We start from the raw sequence: 22,747 nt of genomic DNA, 5'->3' as shown, positions 1-22,747 counted from the left end.
GATCAATGCACGTTCCTATCTGTCCCGTCCCCTCCCCGGGTCATTCCGGACGGGACAGATAGGAACGTGCATTGATCAGCCTCGACCACATCGCCGTCTGGTCGGACAACCTCTACCGGACCACCATCGACCTGAGCCGGGCGACTGGGCTCGGCAGTGCCGACGGTGGTTACTTCCCCGGCCTCGGCCTAGGGCAAAAGCTGCTGTCGCTGGGCGATTACGTCTACATCGAGGTCGAGAGCATCGTCGATCACCGGATGATCGCCGAGCGGGCACCGATGGCGCTGGAGCTGGAGCGCCAGAGCGCGAACGGGGACTGCTTCGCCGGGCTGTGCCTGCGCAGCGACAACCTCGACGAGATAGCAGAGTTCGCCCGGCATCGGGGAATCGCGCCGGCCGAGAACATCGCCGGCGGAAAGGTCCGGATGGTGCCCGCGCAGGGCAGCGCCCCGTCGGTGCACGCGCCGGACTTCTGGAACTCCTGGCGGCTGGGTAAACCCAACATCTACTACGTACCCGACCTGACGAACCACTCCAGCCTGCTCCCGGTCCAGCCAGGCACCGGTGACGTGCGGGGCACCGGGGTCATCTCCATCGAGATCGGCGGCACCGAGCCCGACCTGCGGGCCTGGCTCGGCGACGTCGTCAAACCAGCGGAACTGGGGATCGAGATCGTTTACAACGGCGGCCCGGACGGACTCTACGCGGTCACCTTCGACTCCACCGATGGTCCCCGAACCATCCGGCTGAACCCGATCACGCTATGAACCCCGACACCGCCCCGCACCACAGGAGCAGACAGATGCCCACCGCCGTTCCCCAAGCCCCCGCAGTGCAGACGACCCGGAAAGTGCGCCGCGCAGCCATCTCCGGATTCTTCGGCAGCGCGCTGGAGTACTACGACTTCCTCATCTTCGGGTCGGCCGCTGCCCTGGTCTTCAACAAGATCTTCTTCCCGGGCACCGGGGCGACCGGCCTCCTGCTGTCGATCGCCTCATTCGGCGTCGCCTACGTCGCCCGGCCGTTCGGTGCCGTGCTGTGGGGCCACCTGGGAGACAAGCTGGGACGCCGACTGGCCCTGGTTCTCACCATCGGGTTGATGGGTGTCGCCACGTTCGCGATCGGATTGCTCCCCTCCTACAACACCATCGGCGTCGCGGCTCCGATCCTGCTTGTCCTGCTTCGACTCCTGCAGGGCCTGTCCGCGGGCGGAGAGTCACCGGGATCGAGCTCGTTGACCGTGGAACACGCCCCCGACAACCGGCGGGCGTTCTACGCCAGCTTCTCCATGAGCGGGATGCAACTGGGGATGGCGCTGGGCAGCCTCGTGTTCTTGCCGATCGCAGCATTACCAGAGGAGCACATGCTGACCTGGGGCTGGCGGCTGCCGTTCCTGCTCAGCGGGATCTTGACGCTTGTCGCCTATTTGCTCCGGCGCAAACTCGAGGAACCGGAAGTGTTCACCGAGATGCAGCACCGCGACGAGCACGCCTCGCTGCCGATCGCGACGCTGCTGCGCGAGCACTGGACGACCACCCTCCGAGTGGCGCTGTGCAGCGGGGTCAACGTCGTTGGAACGATCTTCAACGTCTTCGCGCTGGCCTACGCGACTGGGGCCGCAGGCCTCTCCCGGCCGGTGATGCTGACCGTGGTGGCGCTGGGCAACCTGGGAGCGGCGGCGATGGCCCCGGTTGTCGGCCGGCTGTCGGACCACATCGGTCGCAAGCCGGTGTTCGTACTCGGCGCACTCGGCTCCAGCCTGTCCCTGTTTGTCCTGTTCAGCGCGATCGACGCCGGAAACATCACGCTCGTGTTCATCGCAGGACTCACGGGGATGAGCGTCTTCTACATCATGCCCATCGGGGTCGGTGCCGCGTACTACCCGGAGCAGTTCCCGGCGCGGGTTCGCTACACCGGGATGGCCGTCGGGCTGATGCTCGGCCTGCTCGGGTCCGGATTCGCGCCGACGCTGGCCCAGGCGATCAGCGTTGGAACGAGCAGCTGGCGGCCGTCGGTGTGGATCTGCGTCGGAATCGCAGTGCTGGCCTCAATCGCGGCTCTGGCCGGGCCGGAGACCCACCGGATCACAACGGCCCGGCTCGGCCGGCGATAAAGCCGTCGAGGACGGTGCCGAGGTTTCGGAGGCAGGTCAAGGAACCGAAGCGTGCACATTTGAGGACAGTCGCGAGGGGCATCGGCAGTCATATGACCTACTCACGGCCTGGCCGAGATAACCATGCTTACCAGTGCGGACTTACACGTCAGGAAAGATTCACGTTGTCGAACTGACGGAGTGAGTTGAGGATCCTGGCCACCGCCTAAGCAAGGGGTTCTCTTCCCGAGCGCACTCTCCCCCACTCCTACGGAAGTCGTTCACATGCGGATTGCCCTGACCACAACGTCCGTACCGGATGGTGACAAACTGGGCTTTTGGAATCAAGCCATCACGCGCACGCTCGGCCCACAAGCGGTCACGCCCCGAAACAATGCCCCCTTCGCCGGGCGGATCACCGCCGACAGCCTGGGGTACCTCAAGGTCGCGACCATCGAGGCAGATGCGCAGCGGATGAGTCGGACGTCCCAACACACGCCCCAGCTCGACGGTCAGTTCGTGTCCGTCGGCCTGCAGACCCAGGGCCGTTCAGCGCTGATCCAGGACAGTCGGACAGCTCTCCTCAACCCGGGCGATCTGGTCGTCTACAAGGCGACCCGCCCATACACGCTCGACCAATACGACCACTTCCGCATGCACATCTTTCACGTGCCGCGACAGGCTGTAGCACTTCCGCACTCGGACATCTGCGCGGTCACGGCCACAACGCTACCCACAGATTCGGGCGTTGCGGCCATGCTGGCGCCGTTTCTGTCCATGCTGGCCAAGACAGCGGCTACGTGCCCGCCCCATGTGGGCGAGCAACTGGCGGGAACCGTCACCGATCTTCTGACGATGCTGATCAGCGAGCGGACCGGAGAGAGCGAGAGCGCCGGGGAGCGCAACGCCAGGCAGGCAATGGCCCAACGAGTGCGCGAGTACGTCAACCTGCACCTGGCCGATCCTGACCTGTCCCCCGAAGCAATCGCAGCTCACCACCGCATCTCAGTTCGCTACTTGCACAAGATCTTCGAAGGTGAGGGCACCACCATCAGCCGCTGGATACAGCAACGCCGGTTGGAGGAGTGCAGCCGCGAGCTCGCGCGGCGTCGCCACGTGAGCCCGACGGTGTCGGCCGTCGCCCAGCGCTGGGGCTTCGTGAACCCGGCCCACTTCAGCCGGGTCTTCCGTGCGGCTTACGGCATGTCACCGCGTGAGTGGCGCAACGCTGCCGCACCGCAGGAGGCTCAGTCGACGAGCAGTTGATCGACCTACGCCCCGATGCTGTGGCCTGGTGCCGTCGTTGAAACGACATTCAAGCTGCGGCCACAGGTGGATTTGCGGCAATGTGGCGACGTCCGTTGGAGAAGTACGACAGAGTTCGCACCGACCTAACGCGACTCCACCTCGCCTGCAAGTGCGTCCCGCAGAGCGCCGCGAGAGGCTATGCCCAGCTTGGGGAAGATCTTGTACAGGTGAGCCCCCACAGTGCGCGGGGACAGGTGCAGTTGTCGGCCGATTTCCTTGTTGGTCATCCCTTGCGCCGCCAGTTCCGCGATGCGGAGCTCGTGTGCGGTGAGCGCAGACATGCCTTCGGCGAGGTCCGCGCCCGGTGCGACGCCAGTGACGCGCAGCTCCTCCGCTGCCCGCTTGGCCCAGGGCTCGGTCTTAAGGCAGCGGAAGGTCGTCAGTGCTCGGCGCAGGTGGATACGTGCCTGGCTGCGGTCGTGGCGTCGGCGCAGCCACTGGCCATAGGCGAGCTGGATCCGTGCCTGCTCGAAGGGCCACTGTTCGGCATGGGGCAACTCCAGAGCATATTGGAACAACTGGTCGGCGGACTCGTCCTCGGCGGCCAATGCGGCCGAGCCCGCGAGGATGAGCGCGTGGTGCGGGGAGATGGCGTCCATGCGGGCCTGCTGGCCGACCGTCATGTGGGCCCGCGCCTCGGTGATACGTCCGGTGCGCACACACGCCTCAACCAGATCCAGGAAGATGCGGTGAAAGTAGGGGAAGAAAGGCGGCAGCACGCCCGGTGGGGTAAGCGCGCTTAGGTGGGCGTAGGCCTCCTCGTAAGCGCCGCGCGTGACCGCCGCCCGGGCGTTGGTCTCGGCGACCAGGCCCAGCAGGAGGTTCAGCCGCCGCGGTCGCGCCCAGTCGGCAATCTCGGTGTTGAGCACGGCGAGCCGTCCGTCGTTCCCGCGGCCGGCCGAGACCAGAGCGGCGGCGTAGTGCATCACGTGCACTTGAAACCGGTCGCCGTTAATGCGGGCCCGCTCGATGCCTTCCTCAGCTATGGCCTCGACTTCGTCCCAACGACCGTGCAGATACGCGTCATAGAAGGACGACGCCGCCGCCATCTGCTGGATGGCGTAGGCGCTGCGGCTCGTCAGCCCTCGCCAGACGTCTGCGAAGTCGCTGAAGGCGTCGATGTGGACCGCGGCCAGGATCAGCCATCTCGCCTGCCAGGGCGGCAGGTCGGACGGCAGGTCGGCAATAGTTGCACGCAGCCGTTCCGCGACAGTGTGAGCGGTACGTGCCGGATCGGCCGTGGCGTCGTAGCAGAGGCGGACATAGGGTGACCCCTTGTCCAACGCGCGGCTGATCGGTTCCCACAGATCGGCCCGGCCCAAGCTCAGGCAGGCCCTCATCAGGACGAACAACGCGTCGTCCACGATCGGATCGGGTTGCTCGCTCTCCGGAATCCCGTCAAGCACGGATGCGACCGTTCTGTGGACGCCCTCGAGGTCGCCATCGCGATGAAACATGAGGAAAGCAGCGGCGGTGGCCCGCCTCATGGGGTCGACCGGCAGCGCTTCACCCTCACAGGTCTGCAGCAGCCGTTCAGCGACGTCCATTCGGCCGCCATGAACGGCCACGATGGCGCCCTCGACCAGGCGGCGGGCCCGGCTTCGCGGATCCGGACTGAGGTCGGCCGCACGCGAGAGCGCGGCTGCCGCCTCCGCCGCGCCTCCACAGTTCAAAGCACTCGCCGCGGCGTGTTCCAGCGCCTGCGCGGCTGACTCATCCAGCCCGTCGGCGGCGTCGGCGAGGTGCCAGGCCTGCCGCCTCGGGTCCGTGACCAGCACCTCGGCCAAGGCCCGGTGCCCGGCACGGCGCACGCCGGGTGGTGTCATGCGCACCACCGAGGAGCGCACGAGTGGATGCCGGAAAACGATCTCCTCGCGCTCCGGGTCAATGGTGATCAGCCCGCTAGCCTCGGCGGCCTGAAGGGCCTGCTCATCCCAGCCCTCCCAGCCGTGCGCAGCCGCCCGCACAGTGCGCAGGCCACCCGCGCCGCTGCCCGCAAGGGCGGCCAGTAGGAGGCCGTGGCGAGCTGCTTCCGGCAGCGACCTGATCCGGCCCGCGAAGATCTCCTCCAACCGTTCACCGAGCGGCAGGGAGGAAGGGAGCGGGTCGATGCCGCGCTGCTGCCGCTGGTTGAGCCGCGCGGGCATCTCCACGAGAGCCAGGGGATTTCCGGCCGCTTCGGTAAGGACGCGCTGCACGGTCGCTGGCCCCAGGTCCGGGTGCACCCGCGCCAGCAGGGCAGCGGACTCGGGGTGTGTCAGCGGGGCGACCTCCACGGTCCGGACCCCGGCCAGGTCCAGCGCATTGCGCCAACCCACGCGGGCCGCGGTGAGCAAGACCACGGGCAGCGTGCAGACACGGCGCTGGATGAAACCCAGGACCTGCGCGCTGGAGGCGTCGATCCACTGCGCGTCGTCGACAACGAGCAGGACAGGCTGGGTCTCGGCCGCCTGGCGCACCAAGGCCAGAGCTGCCGCGGAGATGGCGAAACGATCCGGTGCAGCACCGTCATCCGCTCCGAAAGCCCGGTTGAGTGCCGCCTGCTGGACGGGGGGAAGGCTTTCCACCTGGTCCAGCAGCGGATACAGCACCTGGTGCAATGCCGCGAATGCGAGTTCGGACTCCGGTTCCACACCGACAGCGCGGAGCACGCGAAAGTCTGCCTGCCGGGCGTACTCCTCCGCCCAGTCGAGCAGGGCGGTCTTGCCCACACCGGGATCGCCGCGCAGCAGCAAGGCTGCTCCGGTCTCTCGGACCCCGCGTATTGCAGAACTCAGCAGCGCGACTTCCGCTGCCCGGCCGATCATCGCGGTGTCGCCGCTCTGCACCTCAGCGGGCCCCTGCCTCCGCATCCCGCATTCCCTTTCGCCGACCTCAAGGGGCACCTTTGCTGAGCACACCAGGCGTGGCTGCGACGTGGCTCCGTAGACTCCCCGGTGAGAACGATACAAAGGCCCTGACCAGGTTCATGGACCTGTGTGAACTTCCTCAACAGTCCATGCAGCCCTTTGCCGACCGGGAAGAGCACCATTGGCCGTTGTGCTCGACACGGCGGATCGTTCCGGTCTGAGAAGAAGCCCGCGGTGCCCAAGGCTGCGGCCATCGCGACCCTGCGCGGTCGGACGCAGAGGGCCGCGATCGTCCCGGCTGGTGTGATCGGGTGGCGCCTGCTGTCAAGCGTGGGTGAGGTCGCGCGGCGCGGACGATGTGGGGGCGGGAGATGCCATCGATGTCGAGTCGGCGGAATTGCCCGAGGTCACGGACGGCCAGATACGGGATAGCGGGCCTGGGCGCCAGGTCATGCACCCGGACTCGCTCCGGCACTCCACAGATTGGACCGACGCTGGTCAGCTCGTCGGCGGGGCCCAGTGAGCGTCGGGGGCAGAGAGGCGGTGGGTGGTCACCGCGGTGACCAGGAGCAGCAGCAGCGCCAGTCCAAGTGCCGCCGCCAGCTGCCCGTGCAGGACGAGTAAGGCACCGACGAGGGCTCCGAGGAACATCGCCAGCACGGAGAGGACCCGTCGGCCGGGCCGTGGTGCCGCGCCCCCGGGCCGGGTGGAGTCGGCTGCGAGTCCGGTCAGGGTGAGGGTGAGCACGGTAGTTGTCAGGTCGGGCACGCCGAGGCGCCGGGCAACGGCGTTCTGCATGCCCATGCCCAGGCCCAGCAGCACTATCAGTGCGTACCGGACTGCGGTGTTGACCCCGCCATCCGTGTTGACCCCGCCATCGGTGATGACCGCGGTGACGGTGGCCCCGGCCATCAGGACCGCATGGATCCCGGTGGATACGGCCAGCAGCCGCCCGCGATGGGCCGCCAGCCGGACGCCGAGCCGGCCTCCGGCGAGCGCACCGGCCAGGAACGCCGCCAATGACACGACGGACGCCAGGACGGACAGCTCCGTGGCTCCGGCCAGGGCGAAGCCGAGAAAGACCACATTGCCGGTCATGTTGGCGACGAAGACATGTCCGAGTCCGAGGTAGGTAACCGCGTCGATCACGCCAGTGACCACCGTCAGTGTCAACATCAGCGGCGGCAGCGGGCCGTGCCGGTCCCCACGCGGCGGCACCACGGTCCGGGCCACATCAATCAGCAGTGCGCGCATCGGCCGTCGTCCTCTCATCTGCAAGCGGGCGGTGCAGGATTACGCGGGTGAGCAGGCCGCTCGCCAGGCCGAGCACGATCGCCGCGACCGACAGCCACACCGGCCAGGAGGTCAGGCCGACCGCGTGGTCGGCGGACCAGCGGCCGGGGCCTGTGAGGGCCAGCGTCGCGGTGACGACGACCAGCACCAGGGGGTACTCGTACCCGTCGTTCTGCACCCACAGCCCGCGCGGCCACTTGACGGTGATCGCGACGGTCATCACACCGATGGCGACCATGGCCGCCATCGGTGTGAGCGCTCCAAGTGCCAGGAACAGGCCCGAACCGATCTGGCCAGCGCCGGCCGCAAGCGCAGTGAGGGAGCCACCGCGAAACCCGTCGCGGCGGAACTCCTCGGTTCCACCTGCAAGACCATGGCCTCCGAGGCGAAAGCTCACCTTCTGAACTCCGTGGCCGGCGACAAGGAGACCCACCACCAACCGGAGGATCAACAGTCCGTGGTCCATCGTGTGTCTTTCCTGTTCCTGGGTCTCAGTCCTGTGTCTAGAGCGGGGTCAGCCGGCGGCGTGGGCGCCGATGACGGCCTGCGCGTAGAAGATGCCGAGGCCGTAGGCGCCGCCGTGCTCCTTCACCACGTCCGTCACGGCGCCGTACGTCTCGGTGCGGGCCCAGTCACGCTGGAGCTCCAGAAGCACCTGCACCCAGGTCACCGGGATCGCGCCGCCCTGGACCATGCGCTGGACGGCGTGTTCGTGGGCCTGCGGGCTGACTCCACCCGACGCGTCGGTGACCACGTAGACCTCGTAGTCCTGGGCGATAGCGGAGAGCGTGGGCAGGACCACGCAGACCTCGGTCCACAGACCGGCGATGACGAGCTTCTTGCGCCCGGTTGCCTTGACCGCCTCGACGAAGGCGGAGTCCTCCCAGGCGTTCATCGTGGTGCGGTCGATGATTTTGTTGTCAGGGAAGACCGCCGGAAGCTGCGGCATGATCGGTCCGGAGAAGGACTCGGCGGCCACGGTGCTCAGAACGACGGGAACGTCGAAGACCTTGGCGGCCTTGGCTAAGCCAACAGCCGCGTTGATGATCGCGGTACGGTCGCCGCTGCCGGTACCGAAGAACATCTGCGGCTGGTGGTCCACGAACAGCACCGCGCAGTTGTCGGGGGTCAGCAGGTCGGGGCTGGGCGCCGCGGTGACCTTGTTGATGTCGACCATGAGAGTGCCTTTCCATGTGCGGTGACGCGGATTGCTGCCCACGTCGTGACGAGAACCGTCCGGTGGACGGAGGTGGGTTTGTGGGGTGAGCCGGGGGGCTCTGACCTGGCCTCTGCCGGAAGTTCAGAGCACGAAGCAGGGGTCGAAGGGCGTGCTCGCGGTTTCCGGGGCGAGACCGCGTCGAGCGCGCCACTGGCGGTGCTGTTCGGACTCTGCGACGGCCTCGCCGAGCAGCTCCGCCTGGCGGACGCCCGGCAGGCCCGTGCGGGGGGAGGTCTGGTAACCGCCGAAGTGCGCCACCGGGCTCCATGTAGGGCTGATGGGTGGCAATTCCTCGTCGAGGCCCTCGTATTCGGCGGCGGCATGGACGATCCGGCCGCCGACGACGGTCAGCAGCGACTCAATGTGCGGGATGTCCTGCTCCGGCACGGTGAAGTAGTCGTCGGACAGGACCGCCAAGTCGCCGAAGAAGCCGGGCCGCAGGATGCCCTTGACGTCCTCCTCGCCGGTCAACGCGGCACCAGCCCGGGTGTACATCGCGAGCGCGGTCTCCCGGTCGACCCGGTTCTGCGGCGGCCGGATGGCCAGGCCGCCGAGCGTCCGGCCGGAGATCAGCCAGTGCAGGGCGACCCAGGGGTTGTAGGAGGACACCCGGGTGGCGTCGGTGCCGGCGCCCACGGTCAGCCCGCGCTCCAGCATGGCCCGCACCGGCGGGGCTTCCGCCGCGGCGCCGGGACCGTACCGTCGGGTGAACACCTCGCCCTGGAACGACATCCGGTTCTGCACGGACATCGCCCCGCCGAGCGCCGCGATGCGGTCGAGGCTGTCCCGGGACACGGTTTCGGCGTGGTCGAAAAGCCACCTGTTCCCGGCCGGGAAGAGCCCCTCCGCGGCAAGCTTCTCGAACACCGCCAGGTCGCGCCTGATGGTCTCGTCGTAGGTCGCGTGCAGGCGGAAGCCCCAGCCGTGCTCCATCAGGAGCCGTACCGCCTTCTCGAACTCGGTCTCGTAGTCACCGCTCAATTCGGGGCGGGGCTCAGCGAAATTCTCGAAATCGGCAGCGGCCCAGGTCAGGTTCTCGCCCGCGCCGTTCAACCGCAGCCACTCGTCCCCGTCCTCAGGGCGGACCATCTCGATCCAGCGGCGGAGGTCGTCGAGTTCCTGGCCGGGCGTCTGCGGGAACAGGTGGTAGGCGATGCGCAGCGACAGCTGGCCGTCCCTGGCCAGCTCGGTCACCGTGCCGTAGTTGTCGGGGAAGTTCTGGAAGCCTCCGGCAGCGTCGATCGCGGAGGTCAGCCCGAACCGGTTCAGCTCGCGCAGGAAGTGCCGGGTGGAGGTCTTCTTGTCCTCGCCCTCCAGCAGCGGAGCCTTGGCGAGAGTGGAGTAGAGGATCAGCGCGCTGGGGGCGGCCAGCAGCATTCCGTTGGGCTCGCCGTTCCTGCCCCGTACGATTTGGCCGCCCTTGGGATCGGGGGTGTCCTTGGTGTAGCCGACGGCCTGGAGCGCTGCCCGGTTCATGATCGCCGACTGGTACAGGTGCAGGACGAACACCGGCGTGTCCGGTGCGGCTGCGTTCAGTTCCGCAGGGGTGGGCAGCCGTCGTTCGGCGAACTGCTCGGCCGACCAGCCGCCCACCACGCGCACCCACTGGCCCTTGGGGGTCCGGGCCGCCTGCTCACGCAGCATCGCCAGGCCTTGGCGAAGCGACGTCACGCCGTCCCAGCGTAGTTCAAGCACGTAGTTGAGGCCGCCGCGGATCACGTGCAGGTGGGCGTCGTTGAGGCCGGGGACCACGCGTCGGCCGAGGGCGTCGACGACGGTGGTGGCAGGACCCATGAACGGAGCGACCTCCGCGTCGTCCCCCACAACCGTGACGCGGCCGTCGCGGATCGCGAGAGCACCAGCGTGCGGGCGACTGCTGTCTCCGGTGTAGATCTTCGCATTACGGACGATCACGTCCGCAGCATCGTCGACGGCACGGGCAATCAACCCGCCGACCGGCATTGTAGGCACCTCGGCAGACTCCAAATGGCGATGTCGGATTCCGTTGTGAGATGCGGATTCCGTCATGTGCGGATGGTCGTAGCGGCCGAGTGGGCAGTATCGGTAGACCAGCCCAACTCGGTCGCTCGAGCAGCACGTTAGGACTCCCTGACGTTCCTGTGTTGCCCGGCAGCGCACTGGTTTCTGTCCGGAAGTGCATTGAGCACCGCATTCCGCACATTGCACTGCGGGGACAGATGCGCGGTTGCACGGGCCGGAAAAGATGCCCATCGGCCGGCCCTACGGCGACCTCAGGAGCCGGGTGATTTCTACGCCTTCCCGGAATTCGTGGCAGGCGTTCACCAGCCGTCAGCCGTCCTGGCTCCGGCAGCCCCCGGTCGTTGTGGCGACGGCCAGAACCGCCAGCAGGACTCCCGTGGACAGGGCCGCGACCGGGGTGAAGATGGTCAGGAGGATGAGGACGGCGGTGAGGAGGAAGGGCGCCGACTCGACGATGCTTCTGTGGTGGGGCCGCAGATGCAGCGCCCACACGGTGACCAGGAAGACGGCCGCTGGGACGGCGACCATGGCACCCGCCGCTTCCGGCGAGACGTCCGTGCGGTGGGTGACCTGGTCGGCGTTCACCGCCAGGCCTGCCCCGACAGCCGCCGCTGAGGCGAAGATCAGGTAGTGGCCGTAGGCCCACAAAAACCGTCTCCCGGGGACCCGGTGCGTGGTGGCGAGGAGGGTATGGGCGGGCCGGGCGAAGTACAGCCACCACATGGCGAAGACCATGAGCACGCCGCCGGCCGCCACCGCGCACAGCGCTGCGGTGCCGCGGTCCTCGTCGAAGGCGGTGCGGACCGCAGCTGTGGCGGAGGCCACGGACTCGCCGAGCACGATCAGCGTGAACAGTCCGTAGCGCTCGGCGATGTGATGCGGATGCCAGGGGGTCATCCCGGCTGACTGGGCCCACACCGGGACGGAAACCTCCGCTACCACCAGCGCCGCAATGCCTGGCAGGCGCATGTCGTCCGGGAAGAACAGCAGTCCCGCCCAGCCAGCCTGGCAGGCCATCACCCCGAGGGCGAAGCGCAGCGTGGTCCTGCGCCGAACGGGGTCGGCTCTCGCGGCGCGCAGCCACAGTCCGGCCAGCGCGATGCGCATCACGACGTATCCCAGCGTGATGACGCTCAGATCGTTTCCGTCGAACGCCCGCTGCACGCCGGCCGCGAGGATGAGCGACCCGGTGATCTGGACGAGCACCGTCAACCGGTACGGGATGTCGTCCGGGTCGTAGGCGGAGGCGAACCAGGTGAAGTTCATCCACGCCCACCACACGCTGAAGAACACGATCGCGAAGTGCAGAACACCCGCCGCGTAGTGCCCGCTGGTCACCGCGTCGCGGAGCCCCAGGGATGCCTGGCCTATGGCGACCACGAAGCACAGGTCGAAGAGCAGTTCCAGCGACGTCGAGACCCGGTGCTTCTCGCCGGGATCACGGGCTCGCATGACCCGCCACCTGGCTCCGCTGTGCAGATGAGCCACGGCGCGCCGGTCAGCCGAGGGCCGCGAGCGCGGCTTCGACGGTGCGGTGGAAGGTGGGGTAGGCGTAGATCATGTTCCGGAGCCGCTCGACAGGCACCTCCGCGTGGATGGCGACCCCCAGGCCGTACAGCACCTCACCGCCCGCCGAGCCCACCGACGTGGCGCCGACCAGCACGCCGCGGTCGAGGTCCTGGACCAGCTTGACGAATCCCTCGTTGCCCGCCTTGTGGATCCAGCCACGGGTGGAGGAGGACAGCGGGACGAGGCTGGTGCGCACCCGCAGGCCCCGCTCGCGGGCCGTCTGCTCGGTCAGCCCCACCGCACCGATCTCCGGGTCGGTGAAGACCACGCGGGGCAGCGCCCGGTAGTCGGCGTCCGGACCGGGGGTCCCGAGGATGTCCCGGACCGCGATCTGCGCCTGGTACATCGACACGTGGGTGAAAGCACCCCGGCCGGTGATGTCGCCGATCGCCCACAGACCGTCTCCGGCGCGCATCCTCCCGTCGGTGTCCACCGCTGCGGCCGCCGGGTCGATCCCGACCGTGCCCACGCCCAGCCCGGCCAGCTCGACGCGCCGGCCCGTGGCGACAAGCAGCTGCTCCGTGCCGACCGCTTCCCCGTTGCCGAGGTGGACGGTGAACGCTGCGCCGTCGTGGCTCACCCGCTCGGCCCGAACAGCCGTCAGCACGGTGACGCCCTCCGCCCGCAGGACCTCCGCGGCAAGCCGCCCGGCCTCCGGCTCCTCCGCAGACAGCAGCCGTTCTTGGCCTTCGACGACCGTGACACGGCACCCGAAACGGGCGAAGACCTGGGCGATCTCCGCACCGATGGCCCCTCCGCCCAACACGGTCAACGAGGCGGGCAATTCCTTCGCCGCCACGGCGTCTCGGTTGGTCCAGTACGGCGTGTCAGCCAGTCCTGGGACCGGAGGGATCCGCGGTCGGCTGCCGGTGGCCAGCACCACGCCCCGCCGGGCTTGGAAAATGCGGCCGTCGACGGTCACCTGGCGCGGCCCGGTCAGCCGCCCGAAGCCGCGGACCAGCCGCCCTCCCTTTCCGGTCAGCCTGTCAGCGGCCACCTGGTCGTTCCAGTCGTCGGTGGCCTCGTCCCGGATGCGTGCGGCGACCTGGTCCCAGTCCGGACTGACGGACGCGTCCCCGGCGAGGCCGGGAACACGGCGGGCCTCGGCGAGCAGGTTGCCCGCGCGGATCATCATCTTGCTGGGCACACAGCCCCAGTACGGGCACTCTCCCCCGACGAGTTCGGCCTCCACTGCGACGACATCCAGCCCGGCCTCGGCCAACGTGCCCGCGACGTACTCCCCGCCCGGCCCCATGCCGACCACGACCACGTCCGTCTGCTCGCTCATGCCCGTCCCTCTCGTCAGCGCGGCTCTCGGTGCCGCCGCACGCCGACCGTAGGTCCGCGCAACGCCGGCAGTCGTCCGGCAGCGCACGAGACCTTGCCCAGCAGCGAACCGCCAACCCGCCCGGGCATCACGGCGGATCGCAGCGGGCAGCTAGCTCGTGGCGCGTACCGCGGCACGGATGAGGTCGGCGACCTGCTTCGGCTGGGAGAGCGCGACGGCGTGCGACGCACCCCGGATCTCGAGGACGGTCGCACCCGCCCGCTTCGCAGCGAAGCGCTGCACCTCCGGGTTGATGGCCTGGTCCGCGCCGGCCACGAGCGCCCAGGACGGCTTGGTCTCCCACGCGGCCAACGAAGCCGACTCCGTGAATGCCGAGGCGGCGAGCGGACGCTGCGCCACCGCCAGGACACTCGTTACTTCAGCGGGCACATCGGCGGCGAAGATCGACGGGAAGGCCTCTTGGGCGATGGTGACCTCGACAGCAGGGTCCCCGTCTGAGACGGGGTAGTCCCACTGCTTCAGGTTGCTGACCAACGGTGCGTCGGGGAACCGGCCCTGCAGTTCGCCGAGGCTCTCGCCCTCCTCGAGGATGTAGGCCGCCACGTAGACAAGCCCGACAACGTTTTCCGTTGCGCCGGCCACGGTGATCAGCGCTCCGCCGTACGAGTGGCCCACGAGCACGACGGGCCCGTCGATCTGGGAAGTCACTGACGCGAGATACGCGGCGTCGGACGCAAGGCCACGCAGCGGGTTCGCCGGCGCCACGACGGGAATCCCGTTGCTCTGCAGTTCGGCGATGACCCCGGACCAGCTGGCCGCGTCAGCGAACGCGCCGTGCACGAGAACTACCGTAGGGGTGGATGTGGTCATGTCTGGGCTTTCTCCTCAGTCTCAGCTAGCGCGCAGCGCGGTACGCAGGGTGTTGACGGCCATGGTGATGGCGGCCTCCGCGGCGCGGGTCTCGCGCAGGGCGTTGAGCATGACGAAGTCGTGGATGATTCCTTGGAAGCGCACGGCGGTGACCGCGACGCCTGCCTCACGGAGCTTGTTGGCATATGCCTCGCCCTCGTCCCGCAGCACATCGGCCTCGCCCATGATCACGAGAGCGGGAGGCAGTCCGGTGAGCTGCTCGGTGGTGGCGCGCAGCGGGGAGGCGGTGATCTCGGCGCGTTCGTCCTCGTCGGTGGTGTACTGGTCCCAGAACCACTGCATGCCGTCGCGGCGCAGGAAGTAGCCGGTGGCGAACTGACGGTAGGAACCGGTGTCGAAGTTCGCGTCGGTGACCGGGTAGAACAGCACCTGCTGGACCAGCCGGATGCCACCGCGCTCCTTGGCCATCAGGGTCAGCGCGGCTGTCATGTTGCCGCCCACCGAGTCACCTGCCACGGCCAGCCGCGAGCCGTCCAGCCCCTTGGCCGCCCCCTGCTCCACGACCCACTGAGCGACCGCGTAGTTCTGCTCAATGGCGACCGGGTACCGGGCCTCGGGCGACAGGTCGTACTCCGGGAAGACCACGGCGGCGCCCGCGCCGACGGCGAGTTCACGCACCAGGCGGTCGTGGGTGTGGGCGTTGCCGAAGACCCAGCCCGCACCGTGGATGTAGAGGATCACCGGCAGGGTCCCCTCAACACCGGCCGGCCTGACGATACGGGCCCGGACGCTGCCCGTCGGACCACCCGAGACGGCGATCCACTCCTCGTCGATCGCTGGCTTCTCAATCTCGCCGGCCTGCACCTCGTCGACGGCCTTGCGCCCCTCCGCTGGCGGAAGGTCGAACAGATACGGCGGATTAGCAGTCGCCTCCACGAAGGCGGCTGCCGCAGCTTCCAGTACCGGCTGAACCGGCTCGACGGTGTCGGACATCAGAATCTCCTGGAATTTCGTTCGGCACGCCGGCCCTTCCGGCGAAACTGCCCGGAGGATATGCGGAGCACTCCGGACCTGCTGGCCGCCAGGTTAAACCCCTTGAGGGTGCAACAATTGTCTGCGAGCGCACCAATCCTGATCCCACAGTGCACGCAAACCGGTCTATCACGCCCAGGTGATCGAGGACGCCGAGGAACTCCGTGTGCCGCGTGTACGAATCCAGAGCGCCTCCACGACATTCGACTAAATCGGCCGATCCTAGCGTGGCAGCGAAGGAATCGCGGTAAGTCCGCGATCGAGTAGCGGACGCTCATCGATTTATGAAATCTTCTCCCTCGCTGACGTCGATCACAGCAGAAATCGAAGTCGTTCTTTCCGGAGGAAGTCGTACACAGGTGCCAGCAATTCCGGTCGGCGAGCTGGTTCCCCAAGCCATCGGCGATGTCGCGGAACTCGTCGACCGTAACGCGAAGATCCACACAGGAGCCCCGAACCGCCTGCGGGCCGAGGCGCCGGTACTGGAGGGCGAGGACAAGAAGGCGCCCGAGGTGAGGGTTCATCGGCTGGAGTCGGTTCGGTGCCCCATGCTCGGCAGCGCACGCACCTGGGCACGTTGGCGCGCATGGGGATGCGGCTCGCATCGAGTTCCTCCCTCGGCACCACCATCGGTGGGTCTCCGGCTGAAACGGTCTCCTGTGGAGTGGAAGCACCGAGCCTCTCGGGGCGGCAGCGGGATTCATCGTGGCCCGTCTGCGGCGTTCACACCCAGGAACCTGCGGCCGTTCGCTTCGAGCGTCCCGGCGTCGATTCCGTTGTCCAGCACGAATCCGACGGGGTCCGGCTGTGCCATGTCGAAGGGGTAGTCGCTGCCGCAGAGGATCCGGTCGGGCGAGGCGTGGGTCCTCAGCAGTTTCAGCACTTCCGGATCGTGGGTGATCGTGTCGAAATAGAGACGGGTGAAGGACTCCGCAGGAAGACGGGAGCTTCCCCGGTGGACGTCGTCGCGGGAGCGCCACCCGTGCCCCCACCTCCCGATCAGGGACGGTGCGCAGCCCCCGCCGTGGACGAAGCAAATCCGCAGGTCGGGCAGTTCTTCCAGAACGCCACCCAGAAGGACCGATGCCACGGCGGTCGTGGTCTCCACCGGATTGCCGATGAGGTTCACGAGGTAGTGGTGGTCCCATTCGGGTCGCGGCAGTTGCATCGGGTGGACCAGTACGGAGAGGCCTAGTTCGGCGGCGATGCCGAGCACCTCCCGCATGACGCCCCGGTCGTAGGACCGGCCCTGGACCACGGGCGGGACGGCGACACCCGCCACGCCTTCCGCTCCGGCGAGCCGGGTCAACTCCCTCCGGGCTGCGGCCATGTCGTCCAGCCGCACCAGTCCGAGTCCGACGAGCGTTCCGTCCGTGCGGGGCACGGCGTCGGCAAGCTGTTCGTTGTAGGCGGCCACGTAGTCGTCCGCCTCGGACGGCGTGTGAACGGGGAAGGCGAAGGGCGGCGCTGAGACGACACGTGCGCCGAGTCCGGCCTTGAGAGTGTCGGCGACGATGACGTCGATGTCGGTCATCGCTGCAGTCGGGAACGACAAGGGAATGTGCCCGAGGAAAAGTTCGCCATCGCGGTCGTTCATGCCGCCGAACGGATTTCCAGGCGGAAGGGCGAGCAGTTCGCGCGGTAGCCAGTGCGCGTGCACGTCAATGACCCCGGCGCGGATGTCACCGTTTACAGCCATGTTGTTCTCCTTGACCGGCCCCAGCCCTCAGCTCACTCGCGCCGGGCGCGCTCATGTCAGGCGGTGGGATACCGCTGCTCTTTGGCGGCACGTGTGATCGCGCGCCGGATGGGCTCGTAGCCGGTGCACCGGCAGACGTTGGAGCCGACGATGCCTTCGATGGCTTCGGGGTCGTCGCCGATCGTGGGATCAGCTTCGAGCGCTCCGGCGGCCGCCATGAGGAAGCCTGGTGTGCAGAACCCGCACTGGAGCGCGTGTTCGGCCGAGAACGCCCGTTGGAGGGGATGGGGTTCGCCATCAGGTCCTGCGAGGCCCTCCACCGTTCGGAGGGAGCTGCCGTCACACTGCACTGCCAGGACGAGGCACGACCGGACGGCCTTGCCATCCATCAGCACGGTGCAGGCCCCGCAGATGCCGTGCTCGCAGCCAAGATGCGTTCCCGTGAGGCCGCATTCGTCCCGAAGCACGTCGGCGAGCAGGCGTCGAGGCTCCACGTCGAGGATCTGTTCCACGCCGTTCACCCTGAATGAGATCTTCACCGGTGATCTCCCCTCTGCGCGGCGTCGCGCGCCTGCTGGTCCGCCGCTGCTTCCCGCAGCGTTCTTGCGACCAGGACGGCAATGGCGTGCTGCTTGTACTCGACGTCGGCATACGGTTCGGCCAGGGGTGCCGCGTCCTCGTGTGCGGCGATACGGCCGGCTAGGGCGAACGGGTCATCGTCGGTGAGCCGGTAGCCGCCCGTCTGAACCCGTCCGATTTCGATGCCGGTCAGCGACCGCTCCGCGGCGCGTGCCCGCACGGGACGGTCGGCGGAGTTGACCAGCCCGATCCTTGCCTCGCTGATCAGCCCGTCGCGCACTGTCAGTGCCGCCGCGACTGCGACCTGGGCGAAGCAGAAATGGGTACGCCGGTGCTCGATGAAGCCCACGCCCGTGTTCCCGCCAAGTAGAGGCATGCGTACACCGGTGATGAGCTCCTGCGGTTGGCGAGAGGTGCGGTACGGGCCCTGGAAGTAGTCGCGGGCCGGGATCTCTCGTGCCCCGTCGGGGCCGATCAGCTCCACAGTGGCGTCCAGGGCGACGCCTATGGCGCACCATTCCGAGGCGGGGTGGGCCCAGGCGAAGCTGCCGACCATGGTCCCGCGAGATCGGATGGGGGGATGGGCGATGTTGACTACAGCCCGGGACAGCAGCATGCCGAGTGGGCCCGGCACCGCCTCGGCCGATTCGAAGGCTGCGTGGCGGATCAGCGCGCCAACGCGCAACTCATCGGCCTCGACAATCATCCGGTCGAGCTCCGGAATGCGGTTGATGTCAACGACGAGTTCCGGCCGGATGCGTTGCAGGTGCATCTCCAGGATGAGGCTCTGTCCTCCGGCGATCACCTGCGCCTTTCGGCGGGTGTCGCCCAGTGCTTCGACAGCGTCGCCGACCGTGCGGGGCACCACGTAGTCGAAAGCAGCGGGTTTCATCGAACCCCCTCCTCATATTTCGGGGCGCGCGCCGCCCTCCAGACGGTGTCCGGGGTGAGCGGCATTTGCAGCAGGTTGGGGTCGGCGATCTGCAAGGCATCGGCGACGGCGTTGACGATGGCGGCCGGGGTTCCGATGCACCCCGACTCCCCTGCCCCCTTGGCACCGAGCGGCGTGCTGGGGCTGGGCGTGCAGGTGTCCTTGATCTCGATGGGCGGGATCTCCGCGGCCGTCGGCATCAGGTAGTCCAGGAAGCCGCCCGAGAGGTGCGGCACGCCATCGTCCCCGAACGTCATGCCTTCGTAGAGCGCCTGGCCGATGCCCTGCACGGCGGACCCAAAGGCCTGCCCGTGCACCACTGTCGGGTTGAGCACCACTCCGCAGTCGTCCACGGCCACCAGCTGCAGCACCCGCACGGAGCCCAGTTCCGGATCAACCTCGGCCACCGCCACGTGCGTCCCGAAGGGGAACGCCATGCCGGCCTCGAACCGGTCGTCGACGCGCAACGGGCCGGTGGCATGCACCAGTTCGGCCAGACTCGCGGCCAGCGAACTGTGGCTTGCGGCGTGGACGGCGCCGTCCGCCCACTTGACCTCGTCGACCGGCAGCTCCCACAGCTCCGCAGCCCGCTTGCGAGCCTCCTCGATCAGGAGGGTCGCGGCGTGCTGGAACATGGCACCGGCGACCTGCGCCGACCGGCTGGCGAAGGATCCCAGCCCTTCGGGCTGTTCGTCGGTGTCCCCCTCGGCGAGCCTCACCTGCGCCTCCGGGATGCCGAGGGACTTGGCAACTAGTGCTGGAAAGACCGTCTCGTGCCCCTGCCCGCTGGGAGCCGCTCCGCATCGGGCGATGACGGTGCCGTCTTCACGGGCTTCAAGGCTTCCGAACTCGTGCAGGCCACCGGTTTCGCCGCCCGAGCGCTCCACGTAGCAGGAGACTCCGATTCCCAGGGGCAGGGCGTCCGGGTCGTTACGGCGGCGGGCCTGCTCGGCGCGCCATTCCTCGTAGCCGATTGTCTTGAGCGCACAGTCCAGGGCGGCTTCGTAGTTCCCGCTGTCGTAGCGCCGGCCGGTAGGCGTCTCGTACGGGAAGTCCTCGGGCTGGATGAAGTTGCGTCGCCGCATCTCGACCGGGTCGATCCCCAGTCGGCGGGCCAGCAAGTCCATCGTCCGCTCGATCGCGATCGCCGCCTCGGGACGCCCGGCGCCGCGGTATGGGTAGGTCACGATCGTGTTGGTGAGCACCGAACTCAGGGTCGCGTGGACGTGCGGGGTGGTGTAGGCGCCCGTTGCCATCCATGCGGTCTGCATCGGCAGTCCGACACCGAGGTGCGGATAAGCACCGACATCGGCGTCGATCTTCAACTCGTATGCGAGGAGCCGCCCTTCGGCGTCGGCCGCGAGGTGGACAGTCTGGTCCTGGCCCCTGCCTCGGGTGGCAACCAGCATCGACTCCAGGCGGTCCTCGATCCACCGCACGGGCCGCCCAAGTTTCACCGCCAGGTAGGCGACGACCACGAACTCCGGGAAGGCCGCGCTCTTCGATCCAAAGGCACCGCCGGTGTCCGGCACCACCACTCGGATCCGGTCGGTGGACCAGCCGAGGAGCGCGGCAAGCTCACGTCGCAATCGGTGCGGCATCTGATGCCCCGACCACACCGTCAGCCGGTCCCCCTCGGGTACGGCGAGGATCGTCCGGCATTCCATGGGGCTGGGCATCAGCAGTTGCTGGCGGTACCGAGCCTCCACCACGGCGGCCGCGTCTCGCCAGACAGAGGAATCGATGGGTTGCCCGGCCTCCCCGCGCAGAGCGATGTTGCTCAGACCGTCGAACAGGGTGACAGAGTCTTCGGACGCCGCCGACGGCGTCACGACGGCAGGTAGTGGTTCGACCGTGACGGCGACCTCGGCGACCCCGTCTTCGGCGCGGTACCGGTCCTCTCCCAGGACGACCGCCAGCGCTTCGCCCGGGTACCGCACCCGGTCCTTCACGAGCGCCGGCCACTCCCGACCCGCCACAGCATCCTCCGTCGAGAGCCTGGCCAGCAGGGTGTGCGGAACCGGAGGCAGGTCCGGCAGATCCGCGGCCGACCAGGCCCCCACGACACCGGGCACATCGCGAGCTGCGACGCAATCCACGCCGCGCAGCACTCCGTGAGCGAACTTGCTTCTCACGAATGCTGCATCCAGACATCCGGGCACTTTGATGTCGGCCACGTACCGGCCTCTTCCGGTTAGCAGCCTCTCGTCCTCGCGCCTCGTCCATTGCTCCACGACTGCACCTCTGTACTTCATTTCACGGGAGTCGACTGTGCGGAAGCCACACTTGCCCTGCATAGCGATTCACACAGAACGGCATGGTGACGCATTCAGCAACTCCCGACACTAACCGCTGCAATCGGGCGCGGGGGAGTCATAGATGGCGTTGTGCGCTACGGGGACAGAAGTTGTGCACTGGAGGCACCCGCCGTCACGGCCGGCGACGCTTCATCGACGGGCCGTCAACCCAGTTCCGTTCGCAGCCACCGCAGGACGTCAGGGGTTACGGCGTCGGTGATGTCGCCGAACTCGTCATGCCTCTTCAGATACTTCGCGACGTAGGGGCAGACCGGCACGATCCGCTTCCCGGAGTCGCGCACGTCGGCGAGCGCCTGCTGGACCAGCTGCGAGGCCAGGCCCTTTCCGGCAAACGCGTCGTCGATCACCGTGTGGTAGAAGACGCGCTGTGCGCTGCGGTCGCGGTACGCGGTCAGGCCGGCGCGCGTGCCCTCGACCAGAATTTCGTAGCGGTGCTTGGCATCCATCCGCTCGACAATGGGGGTGGCAGAAGGCTGGCTCATCGGATTCCTTTCAGAGATAGGTCAGCGGCGCGGCGGATTCCCGCGCGGCGCGATGATGGCGTTTGGAAGAGCGGGAGCGGGAAGACGATCCCCCGGGTATCCCTCGACGACGCCGAAACGATCAGAGGAATTCGCCCAGTCCTCTCGAGCACGGACGATATCCTCATGGTTACGCCCAATGAAATTCCACCACATGACGATTTCTTCTTCGAACGGAGACCCGCCAAGCAGCACCATCCAAGCCGTTTTGTCCGACTCGTTGGTCAACGTCAGCGTGCCAGGTCCGGCCTGGGCGTAGCCCAACTCCGCCGGGCGCAGAAGCGTGTCGACCATACGGACGTCCCCGTGGTCGACCAGGAGGCCGTGCTCGAATCCGGGGTTCACGGCGAGCGCGACCGCTGCGCGCGGCTCAAGGATGACTTCGGCACCGAGCAGCGGCGTGAAGGTTCGCACCGGGGAGTCGTGACCGGCGAGGGAACCCAGGAAGACCCTGATCTCGGCTCTACCCATGCCTACAGGCTCGGGTACGTAATGCTGGAAGTCCCGTTCGGCATGTCGGTGTTCCTCAGGCAATGCCACCCACAACTGGACGCCGTGCAGGATCGTGGTGCGCGAGGTGGACACCTCTGAGTGGCTGATGCCGTATCCGCCCGTCATGAGGTTCAGCTCTCCTGGTCTCACGAAGGCGTGACTACCCAGACTGTCCCGGTGCTCGAGCTCCCCACTGAATAGCCAGCTCACCGTCTGCAGTCCGGTGTGCGGATGCGGCGCGACATCCATGCCACCCGTCTCGGCGACGTCATCGGGGCCGTAGTGATCGGCGAAGCACCAAGCTCCGATCAAGGTCCGCGAGCGCTGCGGCAGCGTGCGCCGCACCGTCATTGCTCGGGGGCCGCCCAGAGGTACGTCACGCGGGGAAAGCACTTCGATCTGTGACACCTCCGGCGAGCCCTGACCGTCCACCAGTGATCCGCACCGCTCTGCCACGGACTCTGCGTCGACACTGCTCACTGTGGACCACTTTCCTTCCGCACAATGGTTTCGTTTTCAACGAACATGTCCTGATCATAGGACGCTTGTACGCCGGTGGGAGGAATGCTTGAGACCTGTGGATCGGCTGGGAAGGGGCGTACCTTCCCAGTGATCGGATGCAAGGTTCCAAGCATGGCCAGCGCTGCAACGCTGGCTGGGAAGGTACGACCCGATGCTCAGCGTAG

18 protein-coding genes are annotated in these 22,747 nt (G+C 67.8%); 3 read left to right on the top strand and 15 right to left on the bottom strand.

Annotated elements, in window-relative coordinates:
- The first annotated feature begins 71 nt into the window (after positions 1-71).
- From E1288_RS42125 to E1288_RS42115, 3 genes are all read left to right on the top strand, one after another.
- Positions 72-767, top strand: coding sequence for a VOC family protein (locus E1288_RS42125; RefSeq protein ID WP_132494337.1), 696 nt, complete (start codon positions 72-74; stop codon positions 765-767).
- A gap of 35 nt (positions 768-802) precedes the next feature.
- Positions 803-2,113, top strand: coding sequence for an MFS transporter (locus E1288_RS42120; protein ID WP_132494335.1), 1,311 nt, complete (start codon positions 803-805; stop codon positions 2,111-2,113).
- Between the two features lie 264 nt (positions 2,114-2,377).
- A complete protein-coding gene (locus E1288_RS42115; protein WP_132494333.1) occupies positions 2,378-3,358 on the top strand; it encodes an AraC-like ligand-binding domain-containing protein in 981 nt (326 codons plus the stop codon).
- Between the two features lie 125 nt (positions 3,359-3,483).
- Here E1288_RS42115 and E1288_RS42110 read toward each other — a convergent pair whose 3' ends face one another.
- The 15 genes from E1288_RS42110 to E1288_RS42040 all read right to left on the bottom strand — a co-directional run bounded on the left by E1288_RS42110 (position 3,484) and on the right by E1288_RS42040 (position 22,541).
- The gene (locus E1288_RS42110) at positions 3,484-6,228 is read right to left on the bottom strand and encodes a helix-turn-helix transcriptional regulator (RefSeq protein WP_207954867.1); all 2,745 of its coding nucleotides are present in this window, start codon (positions 6,226-6,228) and stop codon (positions 3,484-3,486) included.
- Positions 6,229-6,747: 519 nt separating this feature from the next.
- Positions 6,748-7,503 (bottom strand): YoaK family protein, encoded by a 756-nt coding sequence (locus E1288_RS42105; protein ID WP_132494329.1) that lies wholly within the window; start codon positions 7,501-7,503, stop codon positions 6,748-6,750.
- Positions 7,484-8,008 carry a DoxX family protein gene (locus E1288_RS42100; RefSeq protein WP_132494327.1) on the bottom strand — a complete coding sequence of 175 codons (525 nt, stop codon included), beginning with the start codon at positions 8,006-8,008 and terminating at the stop codon, positions 7,484-7,486. Before E1288_RS42100 ends, E1288_RS42105 begins: the two co-directional genes overlap by 20 nt.
- A 48-nt stretch (positions 8,009-8,056) precedes the next feature.
- A complete protein-coding gene (locus E1288_RS42095; RefSeq protein WP_132494325.1) occupies positions 8,057-8,719 on the bottom strand; it encodes a hydrolase in 663 nt (220 codons plus the stop codon).
- Between the two features lie 123 nt (positions 8,720-8,842).
- On the bottom strand, positions 8,843-10,723 hold the full coding sequence (locus E1288_RS42090; RefSeq protein WP_207954866.1) for an amidohydrolase: 1,881 nt from the start codon (positions 10,721-10,723) through the stop codon (positions 8,843-8,845).
- 348 nt (positions 10,724-11,071) lie between these two features.
- A complete protein-coding gene (locus E1288_RS42085; protein ID WP_132494321.1) occupies positions 11,072-12,214 on the bottom strand; it encodes a low temperature requirement protein A in 1,143 nt (380 codons plus the stop codon).
- Positions 12,215-12,260: 46 nt separating this feature from the next.
- Positions 12,261-13,619 (bottom strand): dihydrolipoyl dehydrogenase family protein, encoded by a 1,359-nt coding sequence (locus E1288_RS42080; protein ID WP_132494319.1) that lies wholly within the window; start codon positions 13,617-13,619, stop codon positions 12,261-12,263.
- A gap of 150 nt (positions 13,620-13,769) precedes the next feature.
- The gene (locus E1288_RS42075) at positions 13,770-14,459 is read right to left on the bottom strand and encodes an alpha/beta fold hydrolase (protein ID WP_235884191.1); all 690 of its coding nucleotides are present in this window, start codon (positions 14,457-14,459) and stop codon (positions 13,770-13,772) included.
- Positions 14,460-14,510: 51 nt separating this feature from the next.
- Positions 14,511-15,482 (bottom strand): alpha/beta hydrolase, encoded by a 972-nt coding sequence (locus tag E1288_RS42070; protein WP_132494315.1) that lies wholly within the window; start codon positions 15,480-15,482, stop codon positions 14,511-14,513.
- Positions 15,483-16,221: 739 nt separating this feature from the next.
- A complete protein-coding gene (locus E1288_RS42065; RefSeq protein WP_132494313.1) occupies positions 16,222-17,220 on the bottom strand; it encodes an amidohydrolase family protein in 999 nt (332 codons plus the stop codon).
- 56 nt (positions 17,221-17,276) lie between these two features.
- On the bottom strand, positions 17,277-17,759 hold the full coding sequence (locus E1288_RS42060) for a (2Fe-2S)-binding protein (protein WP_132494311.1): 483 nt from the start codon (positions 17,757-17,759) through the stop codon (positions 17,277-17,279).
- Complete coding sequence (locus E1288_RS42055; protein WP_207954865.1) at positions 17,756-18,667, bottom strand: FAD binding domain-containing protein; 912 nt, start codon at positions 18,665-18,667, stop codon at positions 17,756-17,758. Before E1288_RS42055 ends, E1288_RS42060 begins: the two co-directional genes overlap by 4 nt.
- Positions 18,668-18,687: 20 nt before the next feature.
- Complete coding sequence (locus tag E1288_RS42050) at positions 18,688-20,985, bottom strand: xanthine dehydrogenase family protein molybdopterin-binding subunit (RefSeq protein WP_132494307.1); 2,298 nt, start codon at positions 20,983-20,985, stop codon at positions 18,688-18,690.
- A 206-nt stretch (positions 20,986-21,191) separates the two neighbouring features.
- Entirely contained in the window at positions 21,192-21,530 is a 339-nt protein-coding gene (locus E1288_RS42045; RefSeq protein WP_132494305.1) for a GNAT family N-acetyltransferase, read from the bottom strand.
- A 21-nt stretch (positions 21,531-21,551) separates the two neighbouring features.
- Positions 21,552-22,541 carry a pirin family protein gene (locus tag E1288_RS42040; RefSeq protein ID WP_132494304.1) on the bottom strand — a complete coding sequence of 330 codons (990 nt, stop codon included), beginning with the start codon at positions 22,539-22,541 and terminating at the stop codon, positions 21,552-21,554.
- Positions 22,542-22,747 lie beyond the last annotated feature (206 nt).

Source organism: Saccharopolyspora elongata, assembly GCF_004348985.1.
GTDB lineage: Bacteria > Actinomycetota > Actinomycetes > Mycobacteriales > Pseudonocardiaceae > Saccharopolyspora > Saccharopolyspora elongata.
This window is presented reverse-complemented; position numbering and strand designations above follow the sequence as displayed.